At 67.8% G+C, this 25,044-nt stretch carries 28 protein-coding genes, 1 tRNA gene and 1 pseudogene; 6 read left to right on the top strand and 24 right to left on the bottom strand.

Going from position 1 to position 25,044, the window contains the following annotated elements:
* From VFG33_RS38000 to uvrA, 6 genes are all read right to left on the bottom strand, one after another.
* Positions 1–384: hypothetical protein (locus VFG33_RS38000; protein ID WP_325057875.1), on the bottom strand; the 384-nt coding region annotated here is incomplete at its 3' end.
* Between the two features lie 15 nt (positions 385–399).
* Positions 400–798 carry a DUF6507 family protein gene (locus VFG33_RS37995; protein WP_325057874.1) on the bottom strand — a complete coding sequence of 133 codons (399 nt, stop codon included), beginning with the start codon at positions 796–798 and terminating at the stop codon, positions 400–402.
* 131 nt (positions 799–929) lie between these two features.
* Positions 930–1,238: a hypothetical protein gene (locus tag VFG33_RS37990; RefSeq protein ID WP_325057873.1), complete on the bottom strand. Its 309-nt coding sequence runs from the start codon at positions 1,236–1,238 to the stop codon at positions 930–932.
* A gap of 16 nt (positions 1,239–1,254) precedes the next feature.
* Complete coding sequence (locus tag VFG33_RS37985; protein ID WP_325057872.1) at positions 1,255–1,575, bottom strand: hypothetical protein; 321 nt, start codon at positions 1,573–1,575, stop codon at positions 1,255–1,257.
* A gap of 104 nt (positions 1,576–1,679) precedes the next feature.
* Entirely contained in the window at positions 1,680–2,042 is a 363-nt protein-coding gene (locus VFG33_RS37980) for a hypothetical protein (RefSeq protein WP_325057871.1), read from the bottom strand.
* Positions 2,043–2,123: 81 nt separating this feature from the next.
* Complete coding sequence (uvrA, locus tag VFG33_RS37975) at positions 2,124–5,144, bottom strand: excinuclease ABC subunit UvrA (RefSeq protein WP_325057870.1); 3,021 nt, start codon at positions 5,142–5,144, stop codon at positions 2,124–2,126.
* A 262-nt stretch (positions 5,145–5,406) separates the two neighbouring features.
* On the opposite strand from uvrA, the gene VFG33_RS37970 reads away from it, so the two are divergent.
* On the top strand, positions 5,407–6,114 hold the full coding sequence (locus VFG33_RS37970) for a maleylpyruvate isomerase family mycothiol-dependent enzyme (RefSeq protein WP_325057869.1): 708 nt from the start codon (positions 5,407–5,409) through the stop codon (positions 6,112–6,114).
* A 17-nt stretch (positions 6,115–6,131) separates the two neighbouring features.
* Positions 6,132–6,791, top strand: a complete 660-nt coding sequence (locus tag VFG33_RS37965) for an MBL fold metallo-hydrolase (protein WP_325057868.1) — start codon at positions 6,132–6,134, stop codon at positions 6,789–6,791.
* A 3-nt stretch (positions 6,792–6,794) separates the two neighbouring features.
* On the opposite strand, the gene VFG33_RS37960 is transcribed toward VFG33_RS37965, so the two are convergent.
* Positions 6,795–7,460, bottom strand: a complete 666-nt coding sequence (locus VFG33_RS37960; RefSeq protein ID WP_325057867.1) for a tetratricopeptide repeat protein — start codon at positions 7,458–7,460, stop codon at positions 6,795–6,797.
* A 74-nt stretch (positions 7,461–7,534) separates the two neighbouring features.
* On the opposite strand from VFG33_RS37960, the gene VFG33_RS37955 reads away from it, so the two are divergent.
* On the top strand, positions 7,535–8,071 hold the full coding sequence (locus tag VFG33_RS37955; protein ID WP_325057876.1) for a GNAT family N-acetyltransferase: 537 nt from the start codon (positions 7,535–7,537) through the stop codon (positions 8,069–8,071).
* Between the two features lie 207 nt (positions 8,072–8,278).
* Here VFG33_RS37955 and VFG33_RS37950 read toward each other — a convergent pair whose 3' ends face one another.
* The 14 genes and pseudogenes from VFG33_RS37950 to dop all read right to left on the bottom strand — a co-directional run bounded on the left by VFG33_RS37950 (position 8,279) and on the right by dop (position 19,634).
* Positions 8,279–9,208: a S1C family serine protease gene (locus tag VFG33_RS37950; RefSeq protein ID WP_325057866.1), complete on the bottom strand. Its 930-nt coding sequence runs from the start codon at positions 9,206–9,208 to the stop codon at positions 8,279–8,281.
* Between the two features lie 52 nt (positions 9,209–9,260).
* Positions 9,261–10,046, bottom strand: coding sequence for a group I intron-associated PD-(D/E)XK endonuclease (locus VFG33_RS37945; protein ID WP_325057865.1), 786 nt, complete (start codon positions 10,044–10,046; stop codon positions 9,261–9,263).
* A 47-nt stretch (positions 10,047–10,093) separates the two neighbouring features.
* Positions 10,094–10,170 (bottom strand) — tRNA-Pro (locus VFG33_RS37940).
* Positions 10,171–10,208: 38 nt separating this feature from the next.
* Positions 10,209–11,594 carry a ribosome biogenesis GTPase Der gene (gene der / locus VFG33_RS37935; protein ID WP_325057864.1) on the bottom strand — a complete coding sequence of 462 codons (1,386 nt, stop codon included), beginning with the start codon at positions 11,592–11,594 and terminating at the stop codon, positions 10,209–10,211.
* Positions 11,587–12,315 carry a lysophospholipid acyltransferase family protein gene (locus tag VFG33_RS37930; protein ID WP_325057863.1) on the bottom strand — a complete coding sequence of 243 codons (729 nt, stop codon included), beginning with the start codon at positions 12,313–12,315 and terminating at the stop codon, positions 11,587–11,589. The genes der and VFG33_RS37930 overlap by 8 nt, the downstream gene beginning before the upstream one ends.
* The gene (gene cmk / locus VFG33_RS37925; protein WP_325057862.1) at positions 12,312–12,998 is read right to left on the bottom strand and encodes a (d)CMP kinase; all 687 of its coding nucleotides are present in this window, start codon (positions 12,996–12,998) and stop codon (positions 12,312–12,314) included. Before cmk ends, VFG33_RS37930 begins: the two co-directional genes overlap by 4 nt.
* A 9-nt stretch (positions 12,999–13,007) precedes the next feature.
* Positions 13,008–14,072, bottom strand: a complete 1,065-nt coding sequence (locus VFG33_RS37920; RefSeq protein ID WP_325057861.1) for a prephenate dehydrogenase — start codon at positions 14,070–14,072, stop codon at positions 13,008–13,010.
* 31 nt (positions 14,073–14,103) lie between these two features.
* Entirely contained in the window at positions 14,104–14,472 is a 369-nt protein-coding gene (gene aroH / locus VFG33_RS37915; RefSeq protein ID WP_325057860.1) for a chorismate mutase, read from the bottom strand.
* A 121-nt stretch (positions 14,473–14,593) separates the two neighbouring features.
* Positions 14,594–15,411 (bottom strand): annotated as a pseudogene (locus VFG33_RS37910) (bifunctional 5,10-methylenetetrahydrofolate dehydrogenase/5,10-methenyltetrahydrofolate cyclohydrolase).
* Positions 15,412–15,484: 73 nt separating this feature from the next.
* A complete protein-coding gene (locus VFG33_RS37905; protein WP_325057859.1) occupies positions 15,485–16,108 on the bottom strand; it encodes an NUDIX hydrolase in 624 nt (207 codons plus the stop codon).
* Positions 16,105–16,968 (bottom strand): proteasome subunit alpha, encoded by an 864-nt coding sequence (prcA, locus tag VFG33_RS37900; protein ID WP_325057858.1) that lies wholly within the window; start codon positions 16,966–16,968, stop codon positions 16,105–16,107. Before prcA ends, VFG33_RS37905 begins: the two co-directional genes overlap by 4 nt.
* A 31-nt stretch (positions 16,969–16,999) precedes the next feature.
* Positions 17,000–17,839, bottom strand: a complete 840-nt coding sequence (gene prcB / locus VFG33_RS37895) for a proteasome subunit beta (protein WP_325057857.1) — start codon at positions 17,837–17,839, stop codon at positions 17,000–17,002.
* An 8-nt stretch (positions 17,840–17,847) separates the two neighbouring features.
* Complete coding sequence (locus tag VFG33_RS37890; protein ID WP_325057856.1) at positions 17,848–18,057, bottom strand: ubiquitin-like protein Pup; 210 nt, start codon at positions 18,055–18,057, stop codon at positions 17,848–17,850.
* Positions 18,058–18,113: 56 nt separating this feature from the next.
* Positions 18,114–19,634, bottom strand: coding sequence for a depupylase/deamidase Dop (gene dop / locus VFG33_RS37885; RefSeq protein ID WP_325057855.1), 1,521 nt, complete (start codon positions 19,632–19,634; stop codon positions 18,114–18,116).
* A gap of 73 nt (positions 19,635–19,707) precedes the next feature.
* On the opposite strand from dop, the gene VFG33_RS37880 reads away from it, so the two are divergent.
* Entirely contained in the window at positions 19,708–20,208 is a 501-nt protein-coding gene (locus VFG33_RS37880; RefSeq protein WP_325057854.1) for an NUDIX hydrolase, read from the top strand.
* Complete coding sequence (locus tag VFG33_RS37875; RefSeq protein WP_325057853.1) at positions 20,205–20,954, top strand: phosphotransferase; 750 nt, start codon at positions 20,205–20,207, stop codon at positions 20,952–20,954. The genes VFG33_RS37880 and VFG33_RS37875 overlap by 4 nt, the downstream gene beginning before the upstream one ends.
* Before the next feature lie 81 nt (positions 20,955–21,035).
* Here VFG33_RS37875 and VFG33_RS37870 read toward each other — a convergent pair whose 3' ends face one another.
* From VFG33_RS37870 to VFG33_RS37860, 3 genes are all read right to left on the bottom strand, one after another.
* Entirely contained in the window at positions 21,036–21,398 is a 363-nt protein-coding gene (locus tag VFG33_RS37870; protein ID WP_325057852.1) for a hypothetical protein, read from the bottom strand.
* A 181-nt stretch (positions 21,399–21,579) separates the two neighbouring features.
* Positions 21,580–23,325 carry a proteasome ATPase gene (arc, locus tag VFG33_RS37865; protein WP_325057851.1) on the bottom strand — a complete coding sequence of 582 codons (1,746 nt, stop codon included), beginning with the start codon at positions 23,323–23,325 and terminating at the stop codon, positions 21,580–21,582.
* A gap of 69 nt (positions 23,326–23,394) precedes the next feature.
* Complete coding sequence (locus VFG33_RS37860) at positions 23,395–24,351, bottom strand: tRNA (adenine-N1)-methyltransferase (RefSeq protein WP_325057850.1); 957 nt, start codon at positions 24,349–24,351, stop codon at positions 23,395–23,397.
* 100 nt (positions 24,352–24,451) lie between these two features.
* Here VFG33_RS37860 and VFG33_RS37855 point away from each other — a divergent pair.
* The coding region (locus tag VFG33_RS37855) for a DJ-1/PfpI family protein (protein WP_325057849.1) at positions 24,452–25,044 on the top strand (593 nt) is incomplete at its 3' end.

The following is a 25,044-nucleotide window of genomic DNA, read 5'->3' as shown; positions in this document are numbered from 1 at the left end:
TTCCTTGACCCAGTCCTCGTTATCGTCGATCTCATCCTCGTCAGTGCCGACCTTGCGGATGAACGCCTCCGCACGACCCTTGACACCGTTCAGCTTGTCGACGTTCGCCTGCACCTCGGCCACAAAGGTGTGGAGTGCGCTCGCGACCTTCGGCAACTCGGTACCGAACAAGTCACCCTCGGTCTTCACCGGCAACATCGCATCGACCAGGAGATACTTCTCCGGACCGTCGGTGTAATGCGCCGTCATGCCATTCCGGAAGGTCGTCTCCAGACCCTTCGCAATCGAAATGATCTCCCCACCAACAGCAGACAGATCATTCGCGGCCTGGCTAACCTTCGCCAGGTCACCGAGGAACTTCGGGATGCCTTCGGGCTTGATCATTGGCGTCGTCCTCGGTCAGACCGCTTTGTTCTGCGGCGTCTTAGGGGCGGCGGAGGCAGCGGCCTGGCGGATCACGTCCCGCGGGCTGACTCCTTCGGTGCGCTGGATACCGCGCTGGGCGATCAACGCCATCTGCTCGTGACCGTTCGCGAGCGCCGTGAGGGCCTTGGACGTGCCCAGCAGGACGTCGCCGGTGTGCTTGACCATGCCCGGCAGCGAGTCTTTCCACTTGTCCACGAACTCGCCGATGGCGACGCCGATCGGGCCGCCCTTGCCGCTCATCGAGGCCTGCTCGGCGGCCGTCGTCAGGCCGTTGCTGAGTTTGGTGCCGATGGCCTCGAACCCGCCTGCCTGCGACTGGAGGCCTTTCAGGCTGTCCATCGCGGCGGCTGCCTCAACAGTCCACTTGGTCATGATCCACCTCTCGACGCCCCCGTGCAGGGCTCAACGTATGCCCGATTCGTCCGCCGCCGAGCCGGCGGCACAGGTCGCGACCAACGCGCTGCATCGCGCGCCGGCCGTCCGACCCGGTGGTGCGGTGAAACTCAGGTGTTCCCGATGTTGTTCACGGCCTGCGAGGCCTGGGTGAAGGCCGTGTCCGCCACGCCGTCGAACTGCTTCAGCGTGTCCGCCAACGACTTGATGATCGTTTGGACCTCGGCGGCGGCGGCGTTGAACTTGGCCTCCACCGCGCCGTAGTCGTCCATCACCTTGGTCATCGTGGCATCCGTGCGCATCGCCCGGACGTTCGCCTGGTGCTGCGAGATCAGCGACTCGATCTGGCTGGACAGGCTCGTGATCGCCGTCTGCGTGTCGCCGCTGGCCCCGCTGTCATATCCGTTACGACCTGCCATCGATCTACTCCTTGTCTCAGCGCTTGTTGAACTTGGCGCCGTCGAAGTTCGCCGCGCCTTCGCTCTTCTTGGCGGCCTGGGCCATATCGGCCATAGCGGTCGAGGTGGCTCGGTCCATGCCACTCTGTCCCTGGGCGATCGCAGCAAGACCCGCATTCAGGTCTCCGGCGATCTTGTCCACCCGGCCCTTGAAGCTCATGAAGGCAGCGTGGCCGCCTCCCTGGATCTTGCCCTCCAGCGGCTGGGCCGCCGCGGCGAGACGCTTCACCAGGCCGCCGAGGTCCGACGTGTTCGTGCCGGTCTTCTTGCTCAGGGTGCTCAGGGTGTCCTGACCCATGCTCCAACGCTGTCCGCTCACTGCTGCGTCCCTCCGAAGTGATGATGCTGCTGCCGACGTCCTCACCATAGACGTGGCCGGGGTCGCTCCCGGTTCCCTGTTGGTCAGGACCTGCTCGGGCTGGGTGCGGTCACCGGGTACGACGGTGTGCCCGTCACCGGGATCGATGGCGTGCCCGACACCGGGATCGACGGTGTGCCCGACGGGGTCTCCGTCACCGGCGTGGACACGGTCGGGCTGGGCGAAACGGGTGCGCCGTCACCCTTGTTCTGAGAATGTTTCACGAACGAGTAGCCGACGCAGCCGGCGCAGACCACGGCTGCGACCGCCGCGCTGGCGAAAAGCTTGATCACGCCCTCGTCGAGCGTGTTCCGCGACCGTGCCGCACCGAAGAGCCATGCCTCCCGCAACCTCCGACGGCGCACTGCCACCGACTCGATCAGCTGGCTGTCGTACTGCCGCGACACAGGCTCCCCTTCGCTCCACTGTCCTGAACGGGCCTAATCTAGACGCTCGCGGGTTCGCGAGCATCCAGAGAGGGTCGGGAGTTATCCGGCCGCCCGTTTGGCCGCCGCCTTCCTGGCTGGGGCCTTCTTCTCCGGCGTCTTCTTGGCGACCACCTTCTTCACCGCGCCGTTCGGCGCCTTGGCGGCGGTCTTGCGAGCGGTGGTCGTGGTGCCGGACTTCGCCGCCGCGGCGAGCTTCTTCGCGCTCGGCTTGGCGGCCCGCCCGGCCAGGATCTCGGCCAGGAACTCGCCCGTGTAGGAAGCCGGGTTCTTCGCCACGTCCTCCGGGGTGCCCTCGGCAACCAAGGTGCCGCCGCGACGGCCGCCGTCCGGTCCGAGGTCGACGATCCAGTCCGCGGTCTTGATCACGTCGAGGTTGTGCTCGATCACCAGCACCGAGTTGCCCTTGTCAACGAGGCTGCCGAGCACGCCCAGCAGCTTGCGGATGTCCTCGAAGTGCAGACCCGTGGTCGGCTCGTCCAGCACGTAGACGGTCCGGCCGGTGGAACGCTTCTGCAGCTCGGAGGCCAGCTTGACGCGCTGCGCCTCACCACCGGACAGGGTCGGCGCGGGCTGCCCGAGCCGGACATAGCCCAGACCCACCTCGTTCAGCGTGGTCAGGTGCCGGGAGATCGCCGGGATCGCGGCGAAGAACTCCGCTGCCTCCTCGATCGGCATGTCCAGGATGTCCGCGACCGTCTTGCCCTTGTAGTGCACCTCGAGGGTCTCCCGGTTGTACCGGGCGCCGTGGCACACCTCGCACGGCACATAGACGTCCGGCAGGAAGTTCATCTCGATCTTCAGCGTGCCGTCACCCGAACAGGCCTCGCAGCGCCCGCCCTTGACGTTGAACGAGAACCGGCCCTGCTGGTACCCGCGGACCTTCGCCTCCGGCGTCTCCGCGAACAGCTTGCGGACGTGGTCCCAGACACCCGTGTACGTCGCCGGGTTCGACCTCGGGGTCCGGCCGATCGGCGACTGGTCGACGTGGATCACCTTGTCGACGTGCTCCATACCGGTGATCGTCTTGTGCCGGCCGGGAATCGTCCGCGCACCGTAGATCTGTCGCGCCAGCGAGGTGTAGAGGATGTCGTTCACCAGCGTCGACTTGCCCGAGCCCGACACCCCGGTGACCGCGACGAAGACCCCGAGCGGGATCGTCACGTCGATGTCCTGCAGGTTGTGCTCGCGCGCGCCGTAGACGGTCAGCTCGCGGCCCTCGGTCAGCGGCCGCCGGACCGGCGGGATCGGGATCTCCCGGCGGCCCGAGATGTAGGCACCGGTGATCGAGTCCGGGTGGTTCCGCAGGTCCTCGACCGTGCCGGACACGACGACCTGGCCACCGTGCTCCCCCGCGCCGGGGCCGATGTCGACCACCCAGTCGGCGTGGTCGATGGTGTCCTCGTCGTGCTCGACCACGATCAGCGTGTTGCCCAGGTTCTTCAACCGGACCAGGGTGTCGATCAGGCGCCGGTTGTCCCGCTGGTGCAGCCCGATCGACGGCTCGTCCAGCACATACAGCACGCCGACCAGGCCCGAGCCGATCTGTGTGGCGAGCCGGATCCGCTGTGCCTCGCCGCCGGACAGCGAGCCCGCCGGACGGTTCAGCGCCAGGTAGTCCAGACCGACGTCCAGCAGGAACCGCAGCCGCTCGCCGATCTCCTTGACCACCCGCTCGGCGATCTGCTTCTCCCGCGGGCTCAACTCCATCTGGGCGAGGAAGCCGTGCACCTCGTCGATCGACATCGCGCTGATCTCGGCGATGTTCTTGCCGCCCATCGTGACCGCGAGCGAGATCGGCTTCAGCCGGGCGCCGTTGCAGGCCAGGCACGGGACCTCGCGCATGTAGCCCTCGAACCGGTCCCGGCTGGTGTCGCTCGACGCCTCCGCGTGTCGGCGCTCGACGTACGGGATGACGCCTTCGAAGGTGGTGTAGTACGAGCGCTCGCGGCCGTACCGGTTCTTGTACGAGACGTGCACCTGCCGGTCGTGCCCGGTCAGCAGCGACTGCTTCGCCTTCGCCGGCAGCTCGCCGAACGGCGTGCTCGTCTTGATCTTCAGCTCCTTGGCCAGCGCCCCGAGCAGCCGCTCGAAGTACTGCGTGACGTTCGCCCCCGCCCACGGCTGGATCGCGCCCTCGTCGAGAGACTTCGACGGGTCCGGGACCAGCAGCTCCGGGTCGACCTCCATCCGGGTGCCGAGTCCCGAGCAGACCGGGCAGGCACCGTACGGCGAGTTGAACGAGAAGGACCGTGGTTCCAGCTCGTCGATCGCCAGGGGGTGGTCGTTCGGGCAGGCGAGCTTCTCGGAGAACCGGCGCTCGCGGCGCGGGTCGTCCTCCGGCAGGTCGACGAAGTCCAGCGTGAGGATGCCACCGGCCAGGCCGAGCGCGGTCTCGACCGAGTCGGTCAGCCGCTGCTTCGCGGAACCCTTGACCGAGAGTCGGTCGACTACCACGTCGATGGTGTGCTTCTTCTGCTTGTCCAGCTTCGGCGGCTCGGTCAGCTGGATCGTCTCGCCGTCCACCCGGGCGCGCGCGAAGCCCTGACCAGTCAGCTGCCGGAACAGGTCGAGGTACTCCCCCTTGCGGCCGCGGACGACCGGCGCGAGCACCTGGAAACGGGTGCCCTGGTCCAGCTCGAGCACCCGGTCGACGATCTGCTGCGGGGTCTGCTTGCTGATCGGCTCACCGCACTCGGGGCAGTGCGGGCGGCCGGCCCGGGCGAACAGCAGCCGGAGGTAGTCGTAGACCTCGGTAATGGTGCCGACGGTCGAGCGCGGGTTCTTCGAGGTGGACTTCTGGTCGATCGAGACGGCCGGGGACAGGCCCTCGATGAAGTCGACGTCCGGTTTGTCCATCTGGCCGAGGAACTGGCGGGCATACGCCGACAGCGACTCGACGTACCGCCGCTGGCCCTCGGCGAAGATCGTGTCGAAGGCCAGGCTGGACTTGCCGGACCCGGACAGACCGGTGAAGACGATCATGGCGTCGCGCGGCAGGTCGAGCGAGACGTCCTTCAGGTTGTGCTCACGTGCGCCACGCACGATCAGACGATCAGACACAAGCTCACTCTCAGCCGTTCTCGAGGGGTTCAGGCGGCGGTCCGGTACCCCGATCGAGGGCTCCGGACCCGCTCCGGGGACGTGCCCGACCATGCTAACGAGACCCTCCGACAAAAACTTCCTCGTCACCCCGGGTGGACCGATCACACTCCCTGTGCGCGCCGTCGATCGCACCATGTCACCGACCGGACACGGACCGTGCCGATGGGGAGCGCATCGAGCGCGACGCCGTGAGTGAGTCTGCTGGGCTTAGTCTCAGAGCATGGGCGCACCGGAGGAAACCAGGAGGCTGCTGGCTGAGTTGCCGGCCGCCCAGCAGCGCTTGCTTGAGACAGTGACTCAGCTCACGGATGACGACGTACTGCGCCCGTCCGCCTTGCCCGGGTGGTCCCGCGGGCACGTGCTGAGCCACCTGGCGCGGAACGCGGACGCCCTGGTGAACCTGTGCGACTGGGCTCTCAGCGGCGTTCGCAAGCCGATGTACGTCTCGGCGGAGGCACGTGAGGCCGACATCGAGGCAGGTGCCGCGCGGCCGGTCGCAGTACAGGCTGAGGACATCGCTGCGGCGGATGCGCGGCTGCTGGAGCGGTTCGAGGACCTCCCTGCCTCGGCTTGGCGGGCGGAGGTGGGCTGGCCGAGTGGGATCGTCCGGAGCGCGACCAACATCGTGGTAGCGAGGCTGAACGAGCTGGAGGTGCACCACGTCGACCTGGACCTCGGGTACACGTTCGACGACCTTCCGGCTGAGTCACGTGACGTCCTGCTGACGTACGTGACAACCCGGTGGCCGGACGACGTACAGGTTGTGCTGGAGAGCTCCGACACAGGCTGGTCGTCGCCTCCGCGCCCGACCGGTGCAAGGATCGTCACTGGCAGCAGCGCGGCGCTGCTGGGCTGGGTGCTCGGCCGGACCGACGGAAGCACACTGACCACCGACGGCACACTGCCGGTTCCGCCGGCCTGGGGTTGATCTTCATGGGAGAGCGCATGACGGAGTACAACGGCAACGTCCACGTCGGTGGGTCGGCGCAGACGCACGAGCTGGCCAAGCTGATGATCACCAAGGTCGCCGTGGGGCCGATGAACAACAACGCCTACCTGCTGCGCTGCCGGCTCACTGATGAGCAGGTGCTGATCGACGCCGCCAACGACGCGCACACCCTGCTGAACGTGATCGGCGCCGGCGGCATCGGCCAGGTGATCACCACCCACCGGCACGGCGACCACTGGCAGGCGCTCGCGGAGGTCGTCGCCAAGACCGGCGCGACCACTGTGGCGGGCCGGTTCGATGCCGAGGGCATCGACGTACCGACCGACGTCATGGTCGACGACGGCGACACCGTTCAGGTCGGCGAACTCACCCTCCAGGTCATCCACCTGAAGGGGCACACCCCTGGCTCGATAGCCCTCCTGTACGACGACCCGACCGGCCCACCGCACCTCTTCACCGGCGACTCGCTCTTCCCGGGCGGCGTCGGCAACACCCGCGGCGACGCGAAGAACTTCGAGTCCCTGATCAACGACGTCGAGACGCAACTCTTCGCCCGCCTCCCCGACGAAACCTGGGTCTACCCCGGCCACGGCGCCGACACCACCCTCGGCACCGAACGCCCGAGCCTGCCGGAATGGCGCTCCCGCGGCTGGTAAGGCTCAGAGTTCGGCGGCGGCTTGGTCTAGCTGGGTGAGGATTGTTGTGGCGCCTGCTGATTTGGCTAGGGCTCTACCTTCGATGGCGAGGGTTCTTGCGTCGTGATCGCGACCCTGGGCGCGGGCGATGTAGATCAAGCCGACCAGGTTGGCCGCGGCGCCCGCCTGCAGGCCTAGTGTGCGGCGGATCTCGGTCGACTCCTCGAGCAATGCACGTCCTTCGTCCAGGCGCCCGGCACTATGCTCGGCAATGCCCAGATGGCGAAGAATGTCCGAGAGCGTCACCTTGTCGTCGACCTTCACCGCCAACTCGCGGGCCTGCAGTAGAACCGGGACCGCCGCGTCGTTGTCCCCACGAACCACCTGGTGGAAGCAGCCGATCCAGAACAGCGCCTCGACCTCGCCGCCCTCTTCCCCGAGCGACCTGAAGAGCTCGAGCGCCCGCTCGAACAACAGCGACTCCCCGCGGGACGAGCTGTCGCGGGCCTGCAAGCCCGGGTTCTCCTGGCGTTCCGCCAGGAACCGCCCGTGCAAGATCCGCCCTCGAGCGATCAGCAGCTCCGCCTCGGCCGCGTCCAAGAGCCGATCCGCGGCCGCCAACGCCTCCCCGTCTCCCGCGAAGATGGACTTCTTGTACAACTCGCCCGCCAGTGCAACCCGCTCGTCCACTACTCCCCCTTCGGGTCCGGTCGCGTGATCCTATGCGCCCCGCGGTGCAGCGCCGCCTAAGCTGTGGCCCCGTGATGGGTTTTGCGGACTACCAGCCAGAGGAATCACGGCGAGGGCTGAGCACGGCGATCTCCGTGCGGGAAGCGCTCCCTGAGGAACTCACCGCTTGCGCGCGGCTGATCGTTTCCCGGGCCGGCGGCGACGTGGAGGAACGGAGATCGCGCTTACAAGCTGATCTCGAGAACCCGGAGAGCTACGTCGCGGCCGCCGTCTCGGGAACCGAGGTGGTCGGCTACGGCGGAGTGATCCACCACGAACTCTCCCCCGAGCACCCACCGAGCACAGCGCCGACCGGCTACTACCTGATCGGACTCATCGTCGCCCCCGGCTGGCGCCGCCACGGCATCGGCGAACTCCTCACCCGCGACCGGATGCGCTGGACCGCCGATCGCGCCGACACCATCTGGTACTTCGCCAACATCGCCAACCTCGCAATCCAAGACCTCCACCAGAGCCTGGGCTTCGAAGAGATCACCCGCGACTTCACCTTCCCGGGAGCCCCCCTCCAACCCGGCACCGCAGTACTCCTACGCGCGCGCTTAGTCGGTTAGTGCGGCGGAAGGCGGGCCGAGGTCAGCGCGTAGGAAGGCGGCCGCGGTCAGCCCGGCGGGCGGGGTTAGTCGGTTAGTTCGGCGGGGAAGGCGGGCCGAGCCCAGCCCCGCAGGAAGGCCTGCCGCGGTTGGCCCGTCAGGCGCCGCCAGCCGGTTAGATCAGCCAGACGGCGGGCCCAGCTCTGCCCGGCGACCCGGCGGGCCGGGTTAGTCGGGTAGTTCGGCGGGGTGGGCTACTACGTCGACCAGGGCGCCGTTGCGGATGGCGGTGATTTCGGTGCGGCGGCCGATGGCGTCGGCGAAGAGTTGGCGTTGGAGCGACTGCGCGTCCCGCAGCGGGGTTCCGTCGACGGCGAGGACCAGGTCGCCTGTGCAGAGACCTGCGTCGGCCGCGGGGCTGCCTTGGATCACCTCGACGACTCGCAGTGCCGACCGCTGGTCGAAGCGTTCGGCGAGTTGCGGGCGAAGTGGTGCCGGCGTGGTGACGAGTCCGAGGTAGGCACGCCGCACCCTGCCGTCGTGCAGCAGCGAGTAGATGATCCGCCGCGTGGTCGGGTTCATCGGAACCGCCAGGCCGAGGCCGATCCCTGCCACAGCAGTGTTGATCCCGATCACCCGCCCGTTGCCGTCGGCAAGTGCTCCCCCGGAGTTGCCCGGGTTCAGTGCTGCGTCCGTCTGGATCACGTCCTCGATGATCCTGTTCGCCGACCCCGACCGCACCGGCAGAGACCGCCCGAGAGCGCTCACCACGCCCGCCGTGACGCTGCCCGCCAGACCGAGTGGATTGCCCACGGCAACCACGAGGTTCCCGACCTTGAGCCGATCTGCATCGCCGTACTCCGGCGGATCCGGGATCTGCCGGTCGGCGCGTAGTACCGCCAAGTCCGAAAGCCGGTCCACCCCGACCAGCCGCGCCTGCGCCGCCGTCCCGTCGGCGAACTCAGCGGTCGCGCTGCTCCCGTCGCCGACCACATGCGCGTTCGTCAGCAAATGCCCGTCCCCGGTCAACACCACAGCCGACCCCGACGAGTCTCCCCGCCTCCCCTGCACCCGCAGGCTCGCCACCCGCGGAATCAGGTGCTCCGCCACTCCCGAGACCACCCGCGAGTACGCATCCAGCACATCATCATCCATCATCACGCCGCCTCCTGATTACATCATTACAGCGCAATCAAGCGACGTCTCCACCTCACCCCAGCAGACTCGACGCATCGCCGACGCAGTACTCCGCGTAGCTGTCGATGGTGATGGCAACCCGCCCCGCCAGCACTCTGCTGGGAATCACGAAGATCCGCCCGAGACCGTCCACGATGAAGAAGATGTCCAGCTCCTCAGGGTCGTAGGGAGCCTTCCCCGCGGACTTGTCGAGCGTGTACGGTCGGCGGCCGACCTCGACTGTCCAGGACCCGCTCGCCGTCCGGCGCGTTGTGCTCTTCACCTGCACCCGCTGGATGCCTTCGTCCATGGTCACCAACAGGTCGTAGACCTCTGGCTCGATCGGCGCGGCGACCGACATCCCACGCAGGGTGAACCACGCGGCAGCGATCGATGGGGCCGCAACACGCAGCATCTGCCGCTGCGCGCCCGAGGTGAACGCATCGTCGCCTGGCTCCTCATCGGAGGTGTCGGGCAGCAAATGGCTGGCATCCAGGCCAAGCCGCACCGAGTGAGCCTTCACCATCCGGCGCATCTCACTGTTGTCGCTCCGGTCCAGCGCCCGCAGGACATCGGCCCAGGTAGCCGCCTGCAGGATCGCTTGCCGTAGTTGGGAATCCGTCCACCGTCGCTGTCCGGTGAAGTGCGACGTGTCGAGCTCCAACTCCTGCGCCACCCGTTTGACGGTGCGCAGCGCGTTGCCTGAGGTAGCGGCGAAGCCGAGTGCTCGCAGCACTCCGTGCCAGGATCGCTGACTCGCGATCGCATCGGTGAGTTGCTCATCGGTCCACCTGCGTGGACGCCCCCGTGTCGCGGTCATGGGGACAAACGTAAAGAGGGGCACCGACAGAATCGGTGCCCCTCTTTTGGTCGGGCTGCCGAGATTTGAACTCGGGATCTCTTGTCCCCCAGACAAGCGCCTTACCAGGCTAGGCCACAGCCCGAACGGTCGCCCGTGAAGGCGACCGGAGTAAACCCTACCTCATCTTTTGAGCTTCTTTTGACGGGGTCTGATCGACACGTGGACGGGGCTTCCGGTGAAGCCGAAGTCCTCGCGGAGGCGGCGTTCGATGAAGCGTTGGTAGGACGGTTCCATCGGCGCGGAGGTGAAGATCGCGAAGGTCGGCGGCATCGTCGTCGCCTGGGTGCCGAACAGGATCTTCGGTTGCTTGCCGCTGCGGACCGGGTGCGGGTGTGCCGCCACCAGCCGCCCGAGGAACGCGTTCAGCTGGCCCGTCGGGACGCGGGTCTGCCAGCCGTCCAGCGCCGTCTCGATCGCCGGTACCAGCTTCTCCATGTGCCGCCCGGTCATCGCGCTGATGTTCACCCGCGGCGCCCAGCGGAACTGCACCAGGTCGCGGTCGATCTCGCGCTCCAGGTAGTAGCGCCGGTCCTCGTCGACCAGGTCCCACTTGTTGTACGCGATCACCAGCGCCTTGCCGGCCTCCTCGACCGTGTTCATGATCCGCAGGTCCTGCTCGGTCATCGGCTCGGACGCGTCGATCACCACCACGACCACCTCGGCGCGCTCGATCGCGCTGTTGGTGCGGAGGCTGGCGTAGTACTCGTGGCCCTGCACGTTCTTGACCTTGCGACGGATGCCGGCGGTGTCGATGAACCGCCAGGGCTGGCCGCCCAGGGTGATCAGCTCGTCGACGGGGTCGACCGTCGTCCCGGAGACTTCGCTGACGACGACGCGGTCCTCTTTGGCCACCTTGTTCAGCAGCGAGGACTTGCCCACGTTCGGCTTGCCGACGATCGCGACCCGGCGCGGTCCACCGGTCTGGGCGTCCCGCTCGCGGGGCGCTTCCGGCAGCGCGGCCAGGACCGCGTCCAGCATGTCGCCGGTACCCCGGCCGTGCATCGCGGAGATCGGGAACGGCTCACCGATACCGAGGCTCCAGAGGTTCATCGCCTCGGCCTCGACCCGCTGGTCGTCCACCTTGTTGGCGGCCAGCACGACCGGCTTGCCGGACTTGCGCAACACTCGTACTACGGCCTCGTCGGCGTCCGTGATCCCGACAGTCGCGTCCACGACGAACAACACGGCGTCGGCGGCGTTGATCGCCACCTCCGCCTGGGCGGCGACCAGAGCGGCCATCCCGACCGCGTCGGGGTCCCAGCCACCGGTGTCGACCACGGTGAACTCGCGCCCGGCCCAGTTCGCGTCGTACGGGACCCGGTCCCGGGTGACACCCGGGGTGTCCTCGACCACTGCCTCGCGGCGGCCGATGATCCGGTTCACCAGCGTCGACTTGCCGACGTTCGGCCGGCCGACGATCGCCAGCACCGGCGTGGGGCCGGTGTCCTCGCGCTCGTGGGACGCCTCGGCGAAGCCATCGCCGTAGCCGGTGGGCAGGTCACTCATGAGATTCCTTCTCTTCTGGCATCCCCGGAAGGGGGTTACCGGTGGCAACGACGGCCTTCCGGACGTGCGCCCGCAGAACCTCGCCGATCTCGACGGCAACCGCGTGTACTTCGGACTGCCTCCGGGGAAAGGATACGGGGTCCACGGCGAACGGTTCGCCGAATACCACGTCGACCCGGGTTCCGCGCGGTGGATGGGCGTCGATACTGCCCCCTGGCTGCCTGGTGCCGAGCAGCGCGACCGGGACCACCGGGGCGCCGGTGACCATGGCCAGATAGGCCACTCCGGGCCGGATCTGGGCAAAGTCACCCGCTCCCCGCGAACCCTCCGGATAGACGCTGATCACCCGGCCGTCGCGCAGGGTCCGGATCGCCGTACGGATCGAGCGGCTGTCGACGATCGAGCGGTCGATGGAGATCTGGCCGAACCGCCGCAGCAGGAAGCCCTGGATGCCGCCGAAGGCCTCGATCTTGCCGACCGCATGCACCATTCGCGGGGCGACCGCGCCGAGCAGCGGCCCGTCCAGGATGCCGAGGTGGTTCGGCGCCAGGATCACCGGTCCGGTCGCGGGAATCAGCTGCGAGTCGTGCAAATGGATGTCGAACCGGCGGCCCAGGTAGATCCGCACGGCCCACTGCATGCTCTGGCCGAGCCGGTAGGGCACGGGCCGCAGATCATCCGTCCGCGGCAGCTCTCGATGGCGAGTCGGGCCGCCGCTCATGACTCCCGGTCCCGGGCGACGGCATCGGCCTCTTTGGCCAGCCGGCAGACCACATCGATGACCTCGTCGAGCGACAAGTGGGTCGAGTCGATCTCGACCGCACCGTCGGAGGCGACCTGGAACTGCGAGACGGTCGAGTCGTCGGCGTCGCGCCGGACGATCTGGTCCCGCAACTGCTCGGCGGTCACGGCTCCCTCGGCCAGTTCGGCCTTGCGCCGGGACATCCGTGCGTCAGTGTCCGCGGTCAGCAGCACCTTGAGTTCGGCGTCGGTGGCGACCACGGTCGCGATGTCCCGGCCCTCGACGACGATGCCACCGGTCGGCTGGGCATCGTCGATGATGGCGCGCTGCCGGCGCCTCAGCTCGGCGCGGACGTCCAGGTTGGTGGCGATCTTGCTGACCACGGCGCTGATCCGCGGATCGCGGATCGCCTCGGTCACATCGGTGCCGTCGGCGACGAACCGGCCGCGCCCGGGGTCGGTGCTGATGGACAGGTCGAGGTCACGAGAGCGCGCGGCGACCGCCTCGGTGTCATCGAGGTCGATGCCGTGCTCCAGCGCGGACCAAGTGACCGCCCGGTACATCGCGCCGGTGTCGAGGTACTGCAGGCCCAGCCTGGTCGCGACCCCGCGGGCCGTGCTCGACTTGCCGGAACCGCTCGGGCCGTCAACAGCGATGATCATGGCCCGAGGTTACCGGTGCACGGCCCAGCCACGCTCGGTCAGTACCCCGACCAACTGGTCCACCGAGCCGGGCTTGACGGCCAGTTCGACCTCACCGACCGGGCGGCCGGGACTGTGGTCGATCCGCAGATCCTCGACGTTCGCGCCGGACGCGGCGGCGTCGGCGAACAACCGGGCCAACTGGCCCGGCCGGTCGGGGATGGTGACCAGGATCGTGACGAGATCGATGTGCGGGGCACCGTGTTTGCCCGGCACCCGGACAGCCCCGGAGACGCCCTGGCCGAGAATCGAGGTTAGCTCCTCGCCGGCCTCTTCCTTGCCTAGGGCAACCAGTACCCGGTCCAGCTCGCCCCGGATCTGCTCCAGCAGTCCGGTCAGCGCCCCCGAGTTGGCGGACACGATCTGGGTCCACAGCCGGGGATCACCGGCCGCGATCCTGGTCACATCACGGACGCCCTGGCCGGACAGCTCGAGGTGCGAGCTCGGTGCGTCCACCAGCGTCCCGGCCGCGAGCGCCGACATCAGATGAGGCAGGTGCGACACCCGGGCCACCGCGAGGTCGTGGTCCTCCACGGACAGTTCGACCGTGCGCGCGCCAGCCGCTTCAGCCAGCCTGCGGACCAGCTCGACCGCGTCAGGAGAGCTCTTCTCGTGCGGCGTGATCGCCCAGGTCGCGCCCTCGAAGAGATCCGCGCGGCCGGCCAACGGGCCGCTCCGCTCGGAGCCGGCCATCGGGTGGCTGCCGACGTACCTGGCCAGGTCGTCGGTCAAGGCGGCCGCATCCGCGAGGGGTTTCGACTTGACGCTCGCCGCGTCGGTGACGATCGCGTCGGTCAGCCGGAGCTGCTCGGCGATCACCGCCCCGACATGATCAGGCGGTACGGCGACCACCACGAGCTGTGGCTCCACCTGGACCAGCCGCGAGCCGGCGCCGATCCGCTCGGCCATCAGCGCAGTCTCCGGATCGGCGTCGACGAGTTCGACGACCACGCCGAGCCGGGTCAGCGCCAGACCGATCGACGTCCCGATCAGCCCGGTCCCGACGATCCGCACCGGACCACGCAGTTCGGTCATCGACCCACCACCAGCCTCATCGACTGGCTGGTCACTGGGCGCCTGTGAGATCCGGGCGGAGCTTGACGGCACCGTGGAGGTAGACGTGCTGGATCTTCTCCCGGGACTGCGGTGAATCCGCGTGCAGCATCATCCGGACCACCCGCGGCAGCGCATGCGGTACGTCGATCTCCTGCATGCACATCAGCGGCACATCGGTCAGCCCGATCTGCCGGCCCGCCACCGCCGGGAACTCCGAATGCAGGTCCGGCGTGACCGTGAAGAGGATGCTGATCAGATCCTCGGAGCCGAGGTCGTTCGCCTCCAGCACCGCCCGGACCAGCTCGGCCGTCCGCTCGAGCAAGTGCTCCCGCTCATCCGCCTCGAGCTGGGTGGCACCCCGGATCGCCCGTACCGCCACAGCGCCTGCCTCCTTGCTAGCCGCGCCCGCCGGGCTCCTGCCGCCCGCACCGAGTCACTTCTTGCCTACCTCAACCCTAGGCCAGAACCGCCCGGGACTGTCGCAGCGTCTCGCATTCTGCCTACGCCACGACCCCTGGTGCCGAGGCGAGAGCCTCGGCAGCGTCCACCGTCTGCTCCAGCAGCAAGGCGATCGTCATCGGGCCGACGCCACCGGGAACCGGGGTCAGCAGGCTCGCCACCTGGGCCGCCTCCTCAAAGTCGACGTCACCGACATTGCCTTCGTTGTATCCGGCATCGATCACCACCACGCCCGGTTCAGCCAGCGGCCGCGGACGAAGTTCGGCTTCCCGACGGCCGCGACCACGATGTCCGCCTGCCGCACGATCGCGGGCAGATCCTGGGTCTTCGAGTGGGTGAAGGTCACCGTCGCGTTCGATGCCAGCAGCAACATCCCGACGGGCTTCCCGAGAATCGGACTGCGCCCGATCACGACTGCGTGCGCGCCGGCCACCGGTACGTCGTACGCGGCGAGCAGGCGCATGATCCCGCCGGGAGTGCAGGAGCGGAATCCGGGTTCGCCGAAGGCCATCGCGGCGAACGCGTGCATCGTGACCCCGTCGACATCCTTGCCCGGGTCGATCGCCTCGAAGGCGGCGCGCTCGTCGATCTGCGCCGGTACCGGGTGCTGCAGCAGGATCCCGTGCACAGTCGGATCGTCCGACAGCCTGGTCAACTCCCCCACCAGCTCTTCGGTCGTCGTCTCAGCCGGAAGTACGACGCTGCGCGAACCGATCCCCGCCTTCTTGCTCCTGCTCTGCTTCATCCGCACGTAGGTCGCCGACGCAGGGTCATCCCCCACCAGAACGGTCGCCAGACAAGGCTGTACGCCGGTTTCGTCCTGCAGCTTGGTGGCCCGCTCGGCCGCTCTGGCAACCATTTCAGCTGCGAGATCGGTGCCGATCATCAACTTGGCGGTCATGCGCAGTCCTTCGGGCGTCGACGAAAAGGATTCAGAGGAGGCCGGCGTGGTCGAGGGTCGCGTAGGCGGAGTCGATGCCGGTCATCGCGCCGGGGGTGCGGAGTTCGGCGCGGAACTGGTCGACCGTGAGTTCGACCGGCACGCAGTCCTCGTACTCGTCGAGCGACTGCTGACCGTCCGGCCGACAGCCGCGGGCGATCGCGAGGTACTTGCGGTAGACCGACGATGCCCCTTCCCATTGCCAGCCGACGACCTCGATCGACTCGCAGGTGTACCCCGTCTCCTCTTCGAGTTCGCGCCGGCCGGCAGCGGCTGGTTCCTCGCCCGGATCGATCAGCCCGCCCGGCAGGTTCGTGACCACCACATCGGGCCCCGCGCGAAACATCCGGACCGTGACGATGGTGCCCTCGGGTGTCAGCGGCAGGACCGTGACGCCGGCCCGGACGCCCGCGTTCAAGGCCGGGCTGAACACATCCCAGTCGACCTCCCGCCCATCCGGCAACCGGTACCGGCGCAGCCGGACGGTGAGAAACCCGTCGAACCCCGGCTTCTCCTCCACCACCACCCACGGCTCCGGATCAGCTGGACGGACAACAACGTCGTCCGCCGCCGGACCACGTCCGGCGGCGGGCGAACGTTGGTCGGGCTGGGTCACAGTGGGCGGTTGTCGTCCGGGTCCTCGGGCGGCGCGATCGGTGCGTCGTCGTCCGGCGGGGCGACCGGGGCGTCGTCCGCGGAGTCGCTCTCGTACGAGCCGCCATCCACCGTTTCGGACGGCTCGGTGTGAGGCGCGGGCTCTGTCGGGGTGACGTCAGGCCTGGACTCGGACAGGATGCGGGCCAGGGTCTCTTCGGAGATCCGCTTGAACTTACGCACCTGCGTCCGGGTTCGGTCCAGTACGGCGACCTCGATCTGATTCGGCTCGAGCTGACGAACCTCGCTGCTGTCGTGCCCGAGCGCGTCCACCGCCAGCCGGAGCGCACCGGCCAGCGAGATGCCCTCCTGGTAGTGCTCACCGATGTAGTCGGCCACCTGCTCGGCCGGGCCGCCCATCACGGCGTACCCCTGGACGTCGGCGATCGAACCGTCGTAGGTGAGCCGGTAGATCTGGTCCTCGGCCGTACTGCTGCCGACCTCGGCGACCAGGATCTCCACCTCGAGCGGCTTCTCGCCGCCGGAGGAGAAGATCGCACCGAGGGTCTGGGCATAGGCGTTCGCCAGTGCCCGGCCGGTCACGTCACGCCGGTCGTAGGAGTACCCCCGCATATCCGCCAGCCGGACGCCGGCGATCCGCAGGTTCTCGAACTCGTTGTACCGGCCGACTGCGGCGAAGGCCATCCGGTCGTAGATCTCGGCCACCTTGTGCAGCGCCGGAGACCGGTTCTCCGCGACGAACAGGATGCCGTCGGCGTACTGCAAGGCGATCGCACTGCGGCCTTTGGCGATGCCTTTCCGGGCGAAGTCGGCCCGGTCCCGCATCAACTGCTCGGGCGAGACGTAGAACGGAACGCTCATCTAAGGGTCGTCCTCTATCGGTCGATGGGGATCAGGTGAGAGGGGCGGCCGGGCCGTCCGGACGCTGGTGCCGGGCTTCGATCACCCTGTCGACGATCGCGCCGACCTCGTCCTCGGGCAGCCGCTGGTAGCCGTCGGCCGTGACCACCCCGACCACCGGGAAGATCCGCCGCTGCATGTCGGGCCCACCGGTGGCCGAATCGTCGTCGGCCGCGTCGATCAGGGCCTGGATCGTCGCCGTCACACACTCGGTGGCGGTCAGGTCCTCCCGGTAGAGCTTCTTCAGCGCGCCGCGGGCGAACAGCGAGCCCGAGCCGACACTGTAGAAGGAAGTCTCCTCGTACCGGCCACCGGTCGGGTCGTAGGAGAAGATCCGTCCACCCTTGAGGTCGTGGTCGTAGCCCGCGAACAACGGGACCACGGCCAGGCCCTGCATCGCCATCGCGAGGTTGCCCCGGATCAGCGCGGTCAGCCGGTTGGCCTTGCCGTCCAGGCTCAGCGTGGTGCCTTCGAGCTTCTCGTAGTGCTCCAGCTCGACCTGGAACAGCCGCACCATCTCCACCCCGAGGCCGGCCGTTCCAGCGAACGCGACAGCGGAGTACTCGTCAGCCGGGAACACCTTCTCGATGTCCCGCTGGGCGATGATGTTGCCCATCGTGGCGCGCCGGTCGCCGGCCATCACGACGCCGTCGGCGAAGGTGGCGGCGACGATCGTGGTCCCGTGCGGGACGTCCTTGGACAGGTCACCCGGCCCCAGGTTGCGCCGTCCGGGCAACAGGTCGGGCGCGTGCCCGGCCAGGAAGTCCATGAAGGACGAGCCACCTGGGGTCAGGAAGGCTTCCGGCAACCGGCCGGAGGCATCGAATGTCATCTAGCGGTTCACTCCCCACCCTTTTGCACGAAGCCGCGGACGAACTCCTCCGCGTTCTCCTCCAGCACCTCGTCGATCTCGTCAAGGATCGAGTCGACGTCCTCGTCGAGTCGTTCCTTGCGCTCGGCGACGTCTTCCTTCGCCTCGACCTGGTCGACCTCTTCCTCGCTGGTCGACCGCTTCGGCTGCTTGTGCTGCTGCCCGCCGTCTTTCGCCATGGCACACCTCCTAGAACCGCAGTGGAAAGCCGCCCAACCGACCTTCTAATGCGACCCTACCCGGCGGCACCCCCAGTGATGGTGCGAACCAGGTCACTCGCGGTGTCGCACTGGTCGAGTAAGGCCCCAACATGCGCTTTGGTACCACGCAGTGGGTCCAACGTCGGGATCCGCTGGAGGGATTCCTTGCCGGGCAGATCGAAGATCACCGAATCCCAGGACGCGGCGGCCACCTGACCGGCGTACTGCTGCATGCAGCGGCCGCGGAAGTAGGCGCGGGTGTCCGTCGGCGGGTGCGAGACGGCCATCCGGATCTCCTCGTCGGTGACAAGGCGCTGCATCCGGCCGGACTTCACCAACTTGTAGTAAAGACCCTTGTCCGGGCGCAGATCGGCGTACTGCAGATCGACCAGGTGCAGCTTGGAGTCGTCCCAGTCGAGACCGTCGCGATCGCGGTAGGACTGCAGCAGTTTCAGCTTGGCGACCCAGTCGAGCTGGTCGGCCAGTTTCATCGGATCCGTGGCCAGCTGGTCGAGCACCTGCTCCCAGCGCTGCAGCACGTCCTTGGTCTGCCGGTCCGCGTCGTCGCCGTACTTGTCCTCGACGTACTTGCGGGCCTGCTCCAGATACTCCACCTGCAACTGGACCGCGGTCAGCTTGCGGCCGTCCTTGAGCGTCATCAGGTGCGTACAGGTCGGGTCGTGGCTGATCTCGTGCAGCGCGGTGACCGGCCGGTCCACGCTCAGATCGTCGGTCAGCCAGCCGTCCTCGATCATCGACAGCACCAGCGACGTCGTGCCGACCTTCAGGTACGTCGAGATCTCGGACAGGTTCGCGTCCCCGATGATCACGTGCAACCGGCGGTAGCGGTCCGGGTTCGCGTGCGGCTCGTCGCGGGTGTTGATGATCGGGCGCTTCAGCGTGGTCTCGAGACCGACCTCGACCTCGAAGTAGTCGGACCGCTGGCTGATCTGAAACCCATGGGCGTTGCCGTCCTGGCCGATACCGACCCGGCCGGCCCCGGTGACCACCTGGCGACTGACGAAGAACGGCGTCAGGTGCCGCACGATCGACGCGAACGGCGTGGACCGGCGCATCAGGTAGCTCTCGTGCGACCCGTACGACGCGCCCTTGTTGTCGGTGTTGTTCTTGTACAGGTTGATCGGCGGCGCCCCCGGGATCTGCCGGGCCTGCCGTGCGCCCTCCATGATCACCAGCTCGCCGGCCTTGTCCCAGACCACCACGTCGCGCGGATTCGTGCACTCGGGCGCGGAGTACTCCGGGTGGGCGTGGTCGACGTACAACCGGGCGCCGTTGGTGAGGATCACGTTCGCCAGCCCGGTCTCCTCGTCGGTGAGCTGGCTGGAGTCGGCCACTTCCCTGCTCAGGTCGAACCCGCGCGCGTCCCGCAAAGGGTGCTCCTCGTCGAAGTCCCACCGCGTCTTGCGCGCGAGCGGCTGCGTCTGCGCGTAGCCGTTCACCACCTGGCTCGAGGTCAGCATCGGGTTGGCCCCGGGCTGGCCAGGCACCGAGATCCCGAACTCGGTCTCGGTCCCCATGATCCGCCGAACACTCATGCAATCGAGCCTACGCGGTCCGGCCGACTAAAGGTGTTGAACTGTCCACAGGGTCACGTGTGAGACTGCCGAAATGGACGAACTCGTGGCATTGCTGGACTCCGAGGGCCAGGTGTGCGGGTCCGCCCCGAGGTCGCTGGTACGGCGGGACAACCTGCGGCACGGAGCGACCGGCGTACTGGTGCGCAACGCGGCGGGTGACATCTATGTGCATCGGCGGACTCCCACCAAGGACGTGTACCCAGCAAGGTACGACTTCATGGCCGGCGGCGTCGTCGCGGCCGGGGAGGACCCGTACGACGCGGTCGGGCGCGAGCTGGCCGAGGAGCTCGGGATCACCGGGGTCGAGCTGACCCGGCTGCCGGAAGGCGACTACGCCGACGAGTACACGAACTACCGTGCCTACCTCTACACCTGCGTCTGGGACGGCACTGTGCGGCATCAGCCGGAGGAGGTCGACTGGGGTGCTTGGATGTCCCCGGCGGACCTGATCGCGCGGCTGGACGACCCCGAATGGCCGTTCGTGCCCGACACCACTGCCCTGCTGGGACCACTCGTGAGGAGCTTCGTGTGACGATCGCCGACAACGGCTGGGACAGCCGAGCCTGGCTGGACGGCGACTGGTTGCATCGCGAGCCGCGCCGCGAGGCAGTCCGCCCGCGCCTGCTCGCGGAAGCCCGGCTACTCCCCTGGCTCGCCCCGCAACTCCCGTTGCCTGTCCCGATCCCCGAGCCCACGCAGTACGGCGTACGCCATCTCCTGCTCGTCGGTGATCCTCTCGAAGACGACGCCAGTACTGCGCTCGGCCGCGACCTGGGAACCTTCCTGCAAGCCCTACACGCCGTCGACCCGGCCGAAGCCGTCGCACACGGCGCACTGGACGCAGCAACCGCGGAAGCCGACAAAACCCGCTTCCTCGACGAGGCCAGAGCCCAGGTCCTCCCGTTGCTCCCAGCGGCAGCACAACCCGCGGCAGCGGACCTCCTCAACCAGGTAGGCACCGGCGCCCGGAACTCCCTGATCCACTCCGACCTCGCCCCCGAGCACGTCCTGGTCAGCGACGCCCGGATCACCGGCATCATCGACTGGACCGACGCCGAGATCGGCGACCCCGCCGTCGACCTCTGCTGGCTCCTCAACGACGCTCCTACTGCCCTCGCGGAAGGTGTGGAGCAGACCTACAACCTGACACCCGAACTACGCCACCGCGCCCACGACTGGCACCGCCTGGGCCCCTGGTACGGCGTCCACCGCGGCCTCCTCCTCAACCTCCCGAAAGACGTCGAAGAAGGAATCACCGCAATCCTCACCCGCCTCTGACACCACCTGCGCGCGCCTGCGGCCGGTGACTGCGGGCGAGTGACGCGGCCGGCGGCTCGGACCGGTGATTGCGGCCGGGTGTTACTGGCGGCCGACGAAGCGGCCGATGGAGCGGGCCAGGTTGATGCCGACCAGGCCGCCCCAGCAGATGATGATCGCGATGACGCCCTCCTGGGCGGCGGCGATCGCCGTGATCGGGATGCCGGCGCCGACGGAGACGATCGCCAGTGCGAGTCCGCCGGGATCGGTTTCCCTGCTCGCAGTCTGCGGCATGTGCTGCATCTGCTGGTGCGGCTGAGCAACCGGGACAAGTCCCCGGGCAGCGGCTTGGGCGTCGAGCTTCTCCAGGAACGCGTCGATGATCTCGGGCTCGTAGTCCGGGCCAAGCTCCTGCCGCGCCGCCACTGCAGCACGCAGGTCCTTGCGAATCTCGTCCGTCGCCATAGAAGGACGGTACGGCAGCGAACCGGCCACAGATACCCGGGAGAACCCCTACCCACCCATGAGGGACCTAGCCCCACCAACAAGACGCATGCCAGCCCCCTGGACCGACCGGTCAGCACGATGTACGGGAACGCAACAGCCGCCCTGGTCCGGGTCGGACCAGGGCGGCTGTTGACAGGTTCTACAGGTACTGACCCGTGTTGGTCGCTGTGTCGATGGAGCGACCTGGCTCGGTGCCCTGCTTGCCGGAGATGAGCGTCCGGATGTAGACGATCCGCTCGCCCTTCTTGCCGGAGATCCGCGCCCAGTCGTCGGGGTTGGTCGTGTTCGGCAGGTCCTCGTTCTCCTTGAACTCGTCCACGCAGGCCTGCAGCAGGTGCTGCACCCGCAGGCCCTTCTGGTTGTCCTCGAGGAACGCCTTGATCGCCATCTTCTTCGCCCGGTCGACGATGTTCTGGATCATCGCGCCCGAGTTGAAGTCCTTGAAGTACAGGACCTCCTTGTCACCGTTGGCATAGGTGACTTCCAGGAAGCGGTTCTCGTCGGCCTCGGTGTACATCCGCTCGACCGTGCGCTGGATCATCCCGTTCACGCACTCGCGCCGGTCGCCGCCGAACTCGCCGAGGTCGTCGGCGTGCAACGGCAGCGTCGTGGTCAGGTACTTCGAGAAGATGTCGCGGGCGGACTCGGCGTCCGGCCGCTCGATCTTGATCTTCACGTCCAGCCGGCCCGGCCGCAGGATCGCCGGGTCGATCATGTCCTCACGGTTCGAGGCACCGATGACGAGGACGTTCTCCAGACCCTCGACCCCGTCGATCTCGCTCAGCAACTGCGGCACGATGGTGTTCTCGACGTCGGAGGAGACCCCGGAACCGCGGGTGCGGAACAGCGAGTCCATCTCGTCGAAGAACACGATCACGGGCATGCCCTCGGAGGCCTTCTCACGAGCACGCTGGAAGACCAGGCGGATGTGCCGCTCGGTCTCACCGACGTACTTGTTCAGCAGCTCGGGACCCTTGATGTTGAGGAAGAACGACTTCTGCCCCTCCACCCCGGTCCGCTCGGCCACCTTCTTGGCCAGCGAGTTCGCCACCGCCTTCGCGATCAGCGTCTTGCCACAGCCCGGCGGGCCGTACAGCAGGACGCCCTTCGGCGGCTTGAGCTCGTGCTCCAGGAACAGGTCCTTGTGCAGGTACGGCAGCTCGACCGCGTCCCGGATCTGCTCGATCTGGCCGGCCAGTCCACCGATCTGGGTGTAGTCGATGTCCGGGACCTCTTCGAGGATCAGCTCCTCGACCTCGGACTTCGGGATCTTCTCGTAGACGTAGCCGGAACGCGGTTCCAGCAACAGCGAGTCGCCGGCCCGCAGCGCGATGTCGAGCAGCGGCGAGGCGAGCCGGACGACCCGTTCCTCGTCGGCCTGCGCGATCACCAGCGCCCGCTCGCCGTCGGCCAGCAGCTCCTTCAGCATCACCACGTCGCCGACGACCTCGAAGTCGCAGGCCTCGACCACGTTGAGTGCCTCGTTGAGCATCAGTTCCTGGCCGAGCCGGAGCCCGTCCAGGTCGATGGAGGGGCTGGCCGCGACCCGGAGCTTGCGGCCCCCGGTGAACACGTCCAGCGTGTCGTCGTCGTTGCGGCCCAGGAACGTCCCGAATCCGGACGGTGGCTGTGCCAGCCGATCGACCTCTTCTTTGAGGGCGATGATCTTCTCTCGGGCCTCGCGCAACGTTTCCGCCAACCGCTCGTTCTGCGCGGTCACGCTCGCCAAGGACGCCTGGGTTTCGGACAGTCTGCTCTCGAGCGACCGGCTGTCCGCCGGGTGCTCCAGCAACCGACGCCGCAACGCTGCGACCTCGGCTTCCAGGTAACGGACCTGGTTACGCAGCTCTGCCGCGGTAGGGCTCTCGTCTCCAGCCACGATCATCACCTCACCATGTGGGGCTCGACCCTATGGACCTTACCCAGAAAACCTCACCGGGCAAGCTGAATCCCATCACGTGTCGGTTGCGGATGATTCCGTTGCCGTGGGCTTGTCCGAGGGTGTATCAGAGCGTCGTGGGCCGGAATAGTCGTCGCCGTACGCCCCCGGCGCGGGCCTGCGCTTCTTCAGTGGCGCCCTGACGCCGGGCGCCATCCGGCGTGACGTGACCAGGAACGCGGTGTGCCCCTGCATCCGGTGCCCGGGCCGGACGGCCAGTCCCTCGACGTGCCAGTCCCGTACGAGCGATTCCCAGGCCCGTGGCTCGGTGAACTCCCCGTGCGCCCTCAGCGTCTCCACAACCCGGCTCAGCTGGGTCGTGGTGGCGACGTACGCGCAGAACACCCCACCTGGTACGAGGGCCCCCGCGGCGGCGTCTATGCACTCCCAGGGGGCCAGCATGTCCAGCACGATCCGGTCCACGTCGGTCTCGTCCAGCGACTCCACCAGGTCTCCGACCTGCAGCCGCCAGGCCGGGTGTTCGCCGCCGAAGAATCCGGTGACGTTCTTCCGCGCGACCTCGGCGAAGTCCTCGCGCCGTTCGTACGAGATGAGCTCTCCGTGGATCCCAACCGCGCGCAGCAGAGCCGTGGTCAGCGCGCCGGAGCCGGCACCCGCCTCGACCACCTTCGCGCCCGGAAAGATGTCGGCCATCGTGACGATCTGCGCGGTGTCCTTGGGGTAGATGACGGCCGCACCCCGCGGCATCGAGACCGAGTAGTCGGCCATCAACGGCCGCAGCGCGAGGTACTCCACCCCGCCCTTCGACCGGATCGTCACCGCGTCCGGCCCGTCGATCAGGTCGTCGTGCTCGATCCCGCCCTTGGTGGTGTGGAAGATCTTGCCCCGCTCGAGGAACACCGAGTGCCGCCGCCCCTTCGGGTCCGACAGCGTGATCCACTCCCCCGGTTGCAACGGCCCGTGGTGCACCCCGGAGAAGGACAGATCAGGAAAATCACGAAGATCAGACATAAGGCGCTCACCTTAACTTCCACCCCGTACGCCGCTCCCGCTCGCCTCGCAGCTCCTCTATCTATTGACAACATGTTGTCGACATGACAGCGTGTTGCGCATGATGAATCTCACCGCACACATCGGGATCTACGACACCTACGCCGACTGGGAGATCGGGCATCTTCTGGTTGAGCTGCGGACCGGGCGGTTCACGGGGACGCCGGTCGACGTTGTCACGGTCGGCGAGACCCTGGAGCCGGTCACGAGCATGGGCGGGCTGCGGGTGCTGCCTGATCTGCTGCTGTCGGACCTCGAGCCGGGCGCCAGCAATCTGCTGATCCTGCCGGGTGCCGGGATGTGGGATGACGGTGGTGGGCAACCGTTCGCGGCGGCCGCGGGGCGGTTCCTGGAGGCCGGAGTACCGGTTGCGGCGATCTGCGGGGCGACGTTCGGGCTGGCGCGGGCTGGGCTGCTCGACGAGCGCCGGCACACGAGTGCCGTGCCCGAATACCTGGCGGCCAGCGGATACAAGGGCGCCGAGTACTACGTCGACGAGCGAGCCGTCTTCGATGGTGATCTCATCACCGCGGGACCGTCGTCGCCGTTGCAGTTCACGACCGCCGTACTGCGGCGGCTCGGGCTGGCGTCCGACGAGACGCTGGAGGCGTACGAAGCCGTCTTCCACCACGAAGACGTCAGCGCCTACCCGAC

The organism is Kribbella sp. (assembly GCF_035687465.1).
In the GTDB taxonomy this organism is placed as follows: domain Bacteria; phylum Actinomycetota; class Actinomycetes; order Propionibacteriales; family Kribbellaceae; genus Kribbella.
Note: the sequence above shows the minus strand (reverse complement) of the source record. Positions and strands in the feature narration are given on the sequence as shown.

What these genes read in the sequence shown, in the direction of transcription:
- VFG33_RS37955 (WP_325057876.1), top strand. Translation starts at nt 7,535, where the DNA reads ATGGGTTTTGCGGACTACCAGCCAGAGGAATCACGGCGAGGGCTGAGC.
- VFG33_RS37965 (WP_325057868.1), top strand. Translation starts at nt 6,132, where the DNA reads ATGACGGAGTACAACGGCAACGTCCACGTCGGTGGGTCGGCGCAGACG.
- dop (WP_325057855.1), bottom strand. Translation starts at nt 19,634, where the DNA reads ATGAGTGTTCGGCGGATCATGGGGACCGAGACCGAGTTCGGGATCTCG.
- VFG33_RS37920 (WP_325057861.1), bottom strand. Translation starts at nt 14,072, where the DNA reads ATGACCGAACTGCGTGGTCCGGTGCGGATCGTCGGGACCGGGCTGATC.
- VFG33_RS37880 (WP_325057854.1), top strand. Translation starts at nt 19,708, where the DNA reads ATGGACGAACTCGTGGCATTGCTGGACTCCGAGGGCCAGGTGTGCGGG.
- VFG33_RS37990 (WP_325057873.1), bottom strand. Translation starts at nt 1,238, where the DNA reads ATGGCAGGTCGTAACGGATATGACAGCGGGGCCAGCGGCGACACGCAG.
- VFG33_RS37945 (WP_325057865.1), bottom strand. Translation starts at nt 10,046, where the DNA reads ATGACCGCGACACGGGGGCGTCCACGCAGGTGGACCGATGAGCAACTC.
- VFG33_RS37995 (WP_325057874.1), bottom strand. Translation starts at nt 798, where the DNA reads ATGACCAAGTGGACTGTTGAGGCAGCCGCCGCGATGGACAGCCTGAAA.
- VFG33_RS37890 (WP_325057856.1), bottom strand. Translation starts at nt 18,057, where the DNA reads ATGGCGAAAGACGGCGGGCAGCAGCACAAGCAGCCGAAGCGGTCGACC.
- VFG33_RS37950 (WP_325057866.1), bottom strand. Translation starts at nt 9,208, where the DNA reads ATGATGGATGATGATGTGCTGGATGCGTACTCGCGGGTGGTCTCGGGA.
- VFG33_RS37930 (WP_325057863.1), bottom strand. Translation starts at nt 12,315, where the DNA reads ATGAGCGGCGGCCCGACTCGCCATCGAGAGCTGCCGCGGACGGATGAT.
- prcA (WP_325057858.1), bottom strand. Translation starts at nt 16,968, where the DNA reads ATGAGCGTTCCGTTCTACGTCTCGCCCGAGCAGTTGATGCGGGACCGG.
- cmk (WP_325057862.1), bottom strand. Translation starts at nt 12,998, where the DNA reads ATGATCATCGCTGTTGACGGCCCGAGCGGTTCCGGCAAGTCGAGCACG.
- VFG33_RS37860 (WP_325057850.1), bottom strand. Translation starts at nt 24,351, where the DNA reads ATGTCTGATCTTCGTGATTTTCCTGATCTGTCCTTCTCCGGGGTGCAC.
- prcB (WP_325057857.1), bottom strand. Translation starts at nt 17,839, where the DNA reads ATGACATTCGATGCCTCCGGCCGGTTGCCGGAAGCCTTCCTGACCCCA.
- VFG33_RS37970 (WP_325057869.1), top strand. Translation starts at nt 5,407, where the DNA reads ATGGGCGCACCGGAGGAAACCAGGAGGCTGCTGGCTGAGTTGCCGGCC.
- arc (WP_325057851.1), bottom strand. Translation starts at nt 23,325, where the DNA reads ATGATCGTGGCTGGAGACGAGAGCCCTACCGCGGCAGAGCTGCGTAAC.
- der (WP_325057864.1), bottom strand. Translation starts at nt 11,594, where the DNA reads ATGAGTGACCTGCCCACCGGCTACGGCGATGGCTTCGCCGAGGCGTCC.
- VFG33_RS37985 (WP_325057872.1), bottom strand. Translation starts at nt 1,575, where the DNA reads ATGGGTCAGGACACCCTGAGCACCCTGAGCAAGAAGACCGGCACGAAC.
- VFG33_RS37870 (WP_325057852.1), bottom strand. Translation starts at nt 21,398, where the DNA reads ATGGCGACGGACGAGATTCGCAAGGACCTGCGTGCTGCAGTGGCGGCG.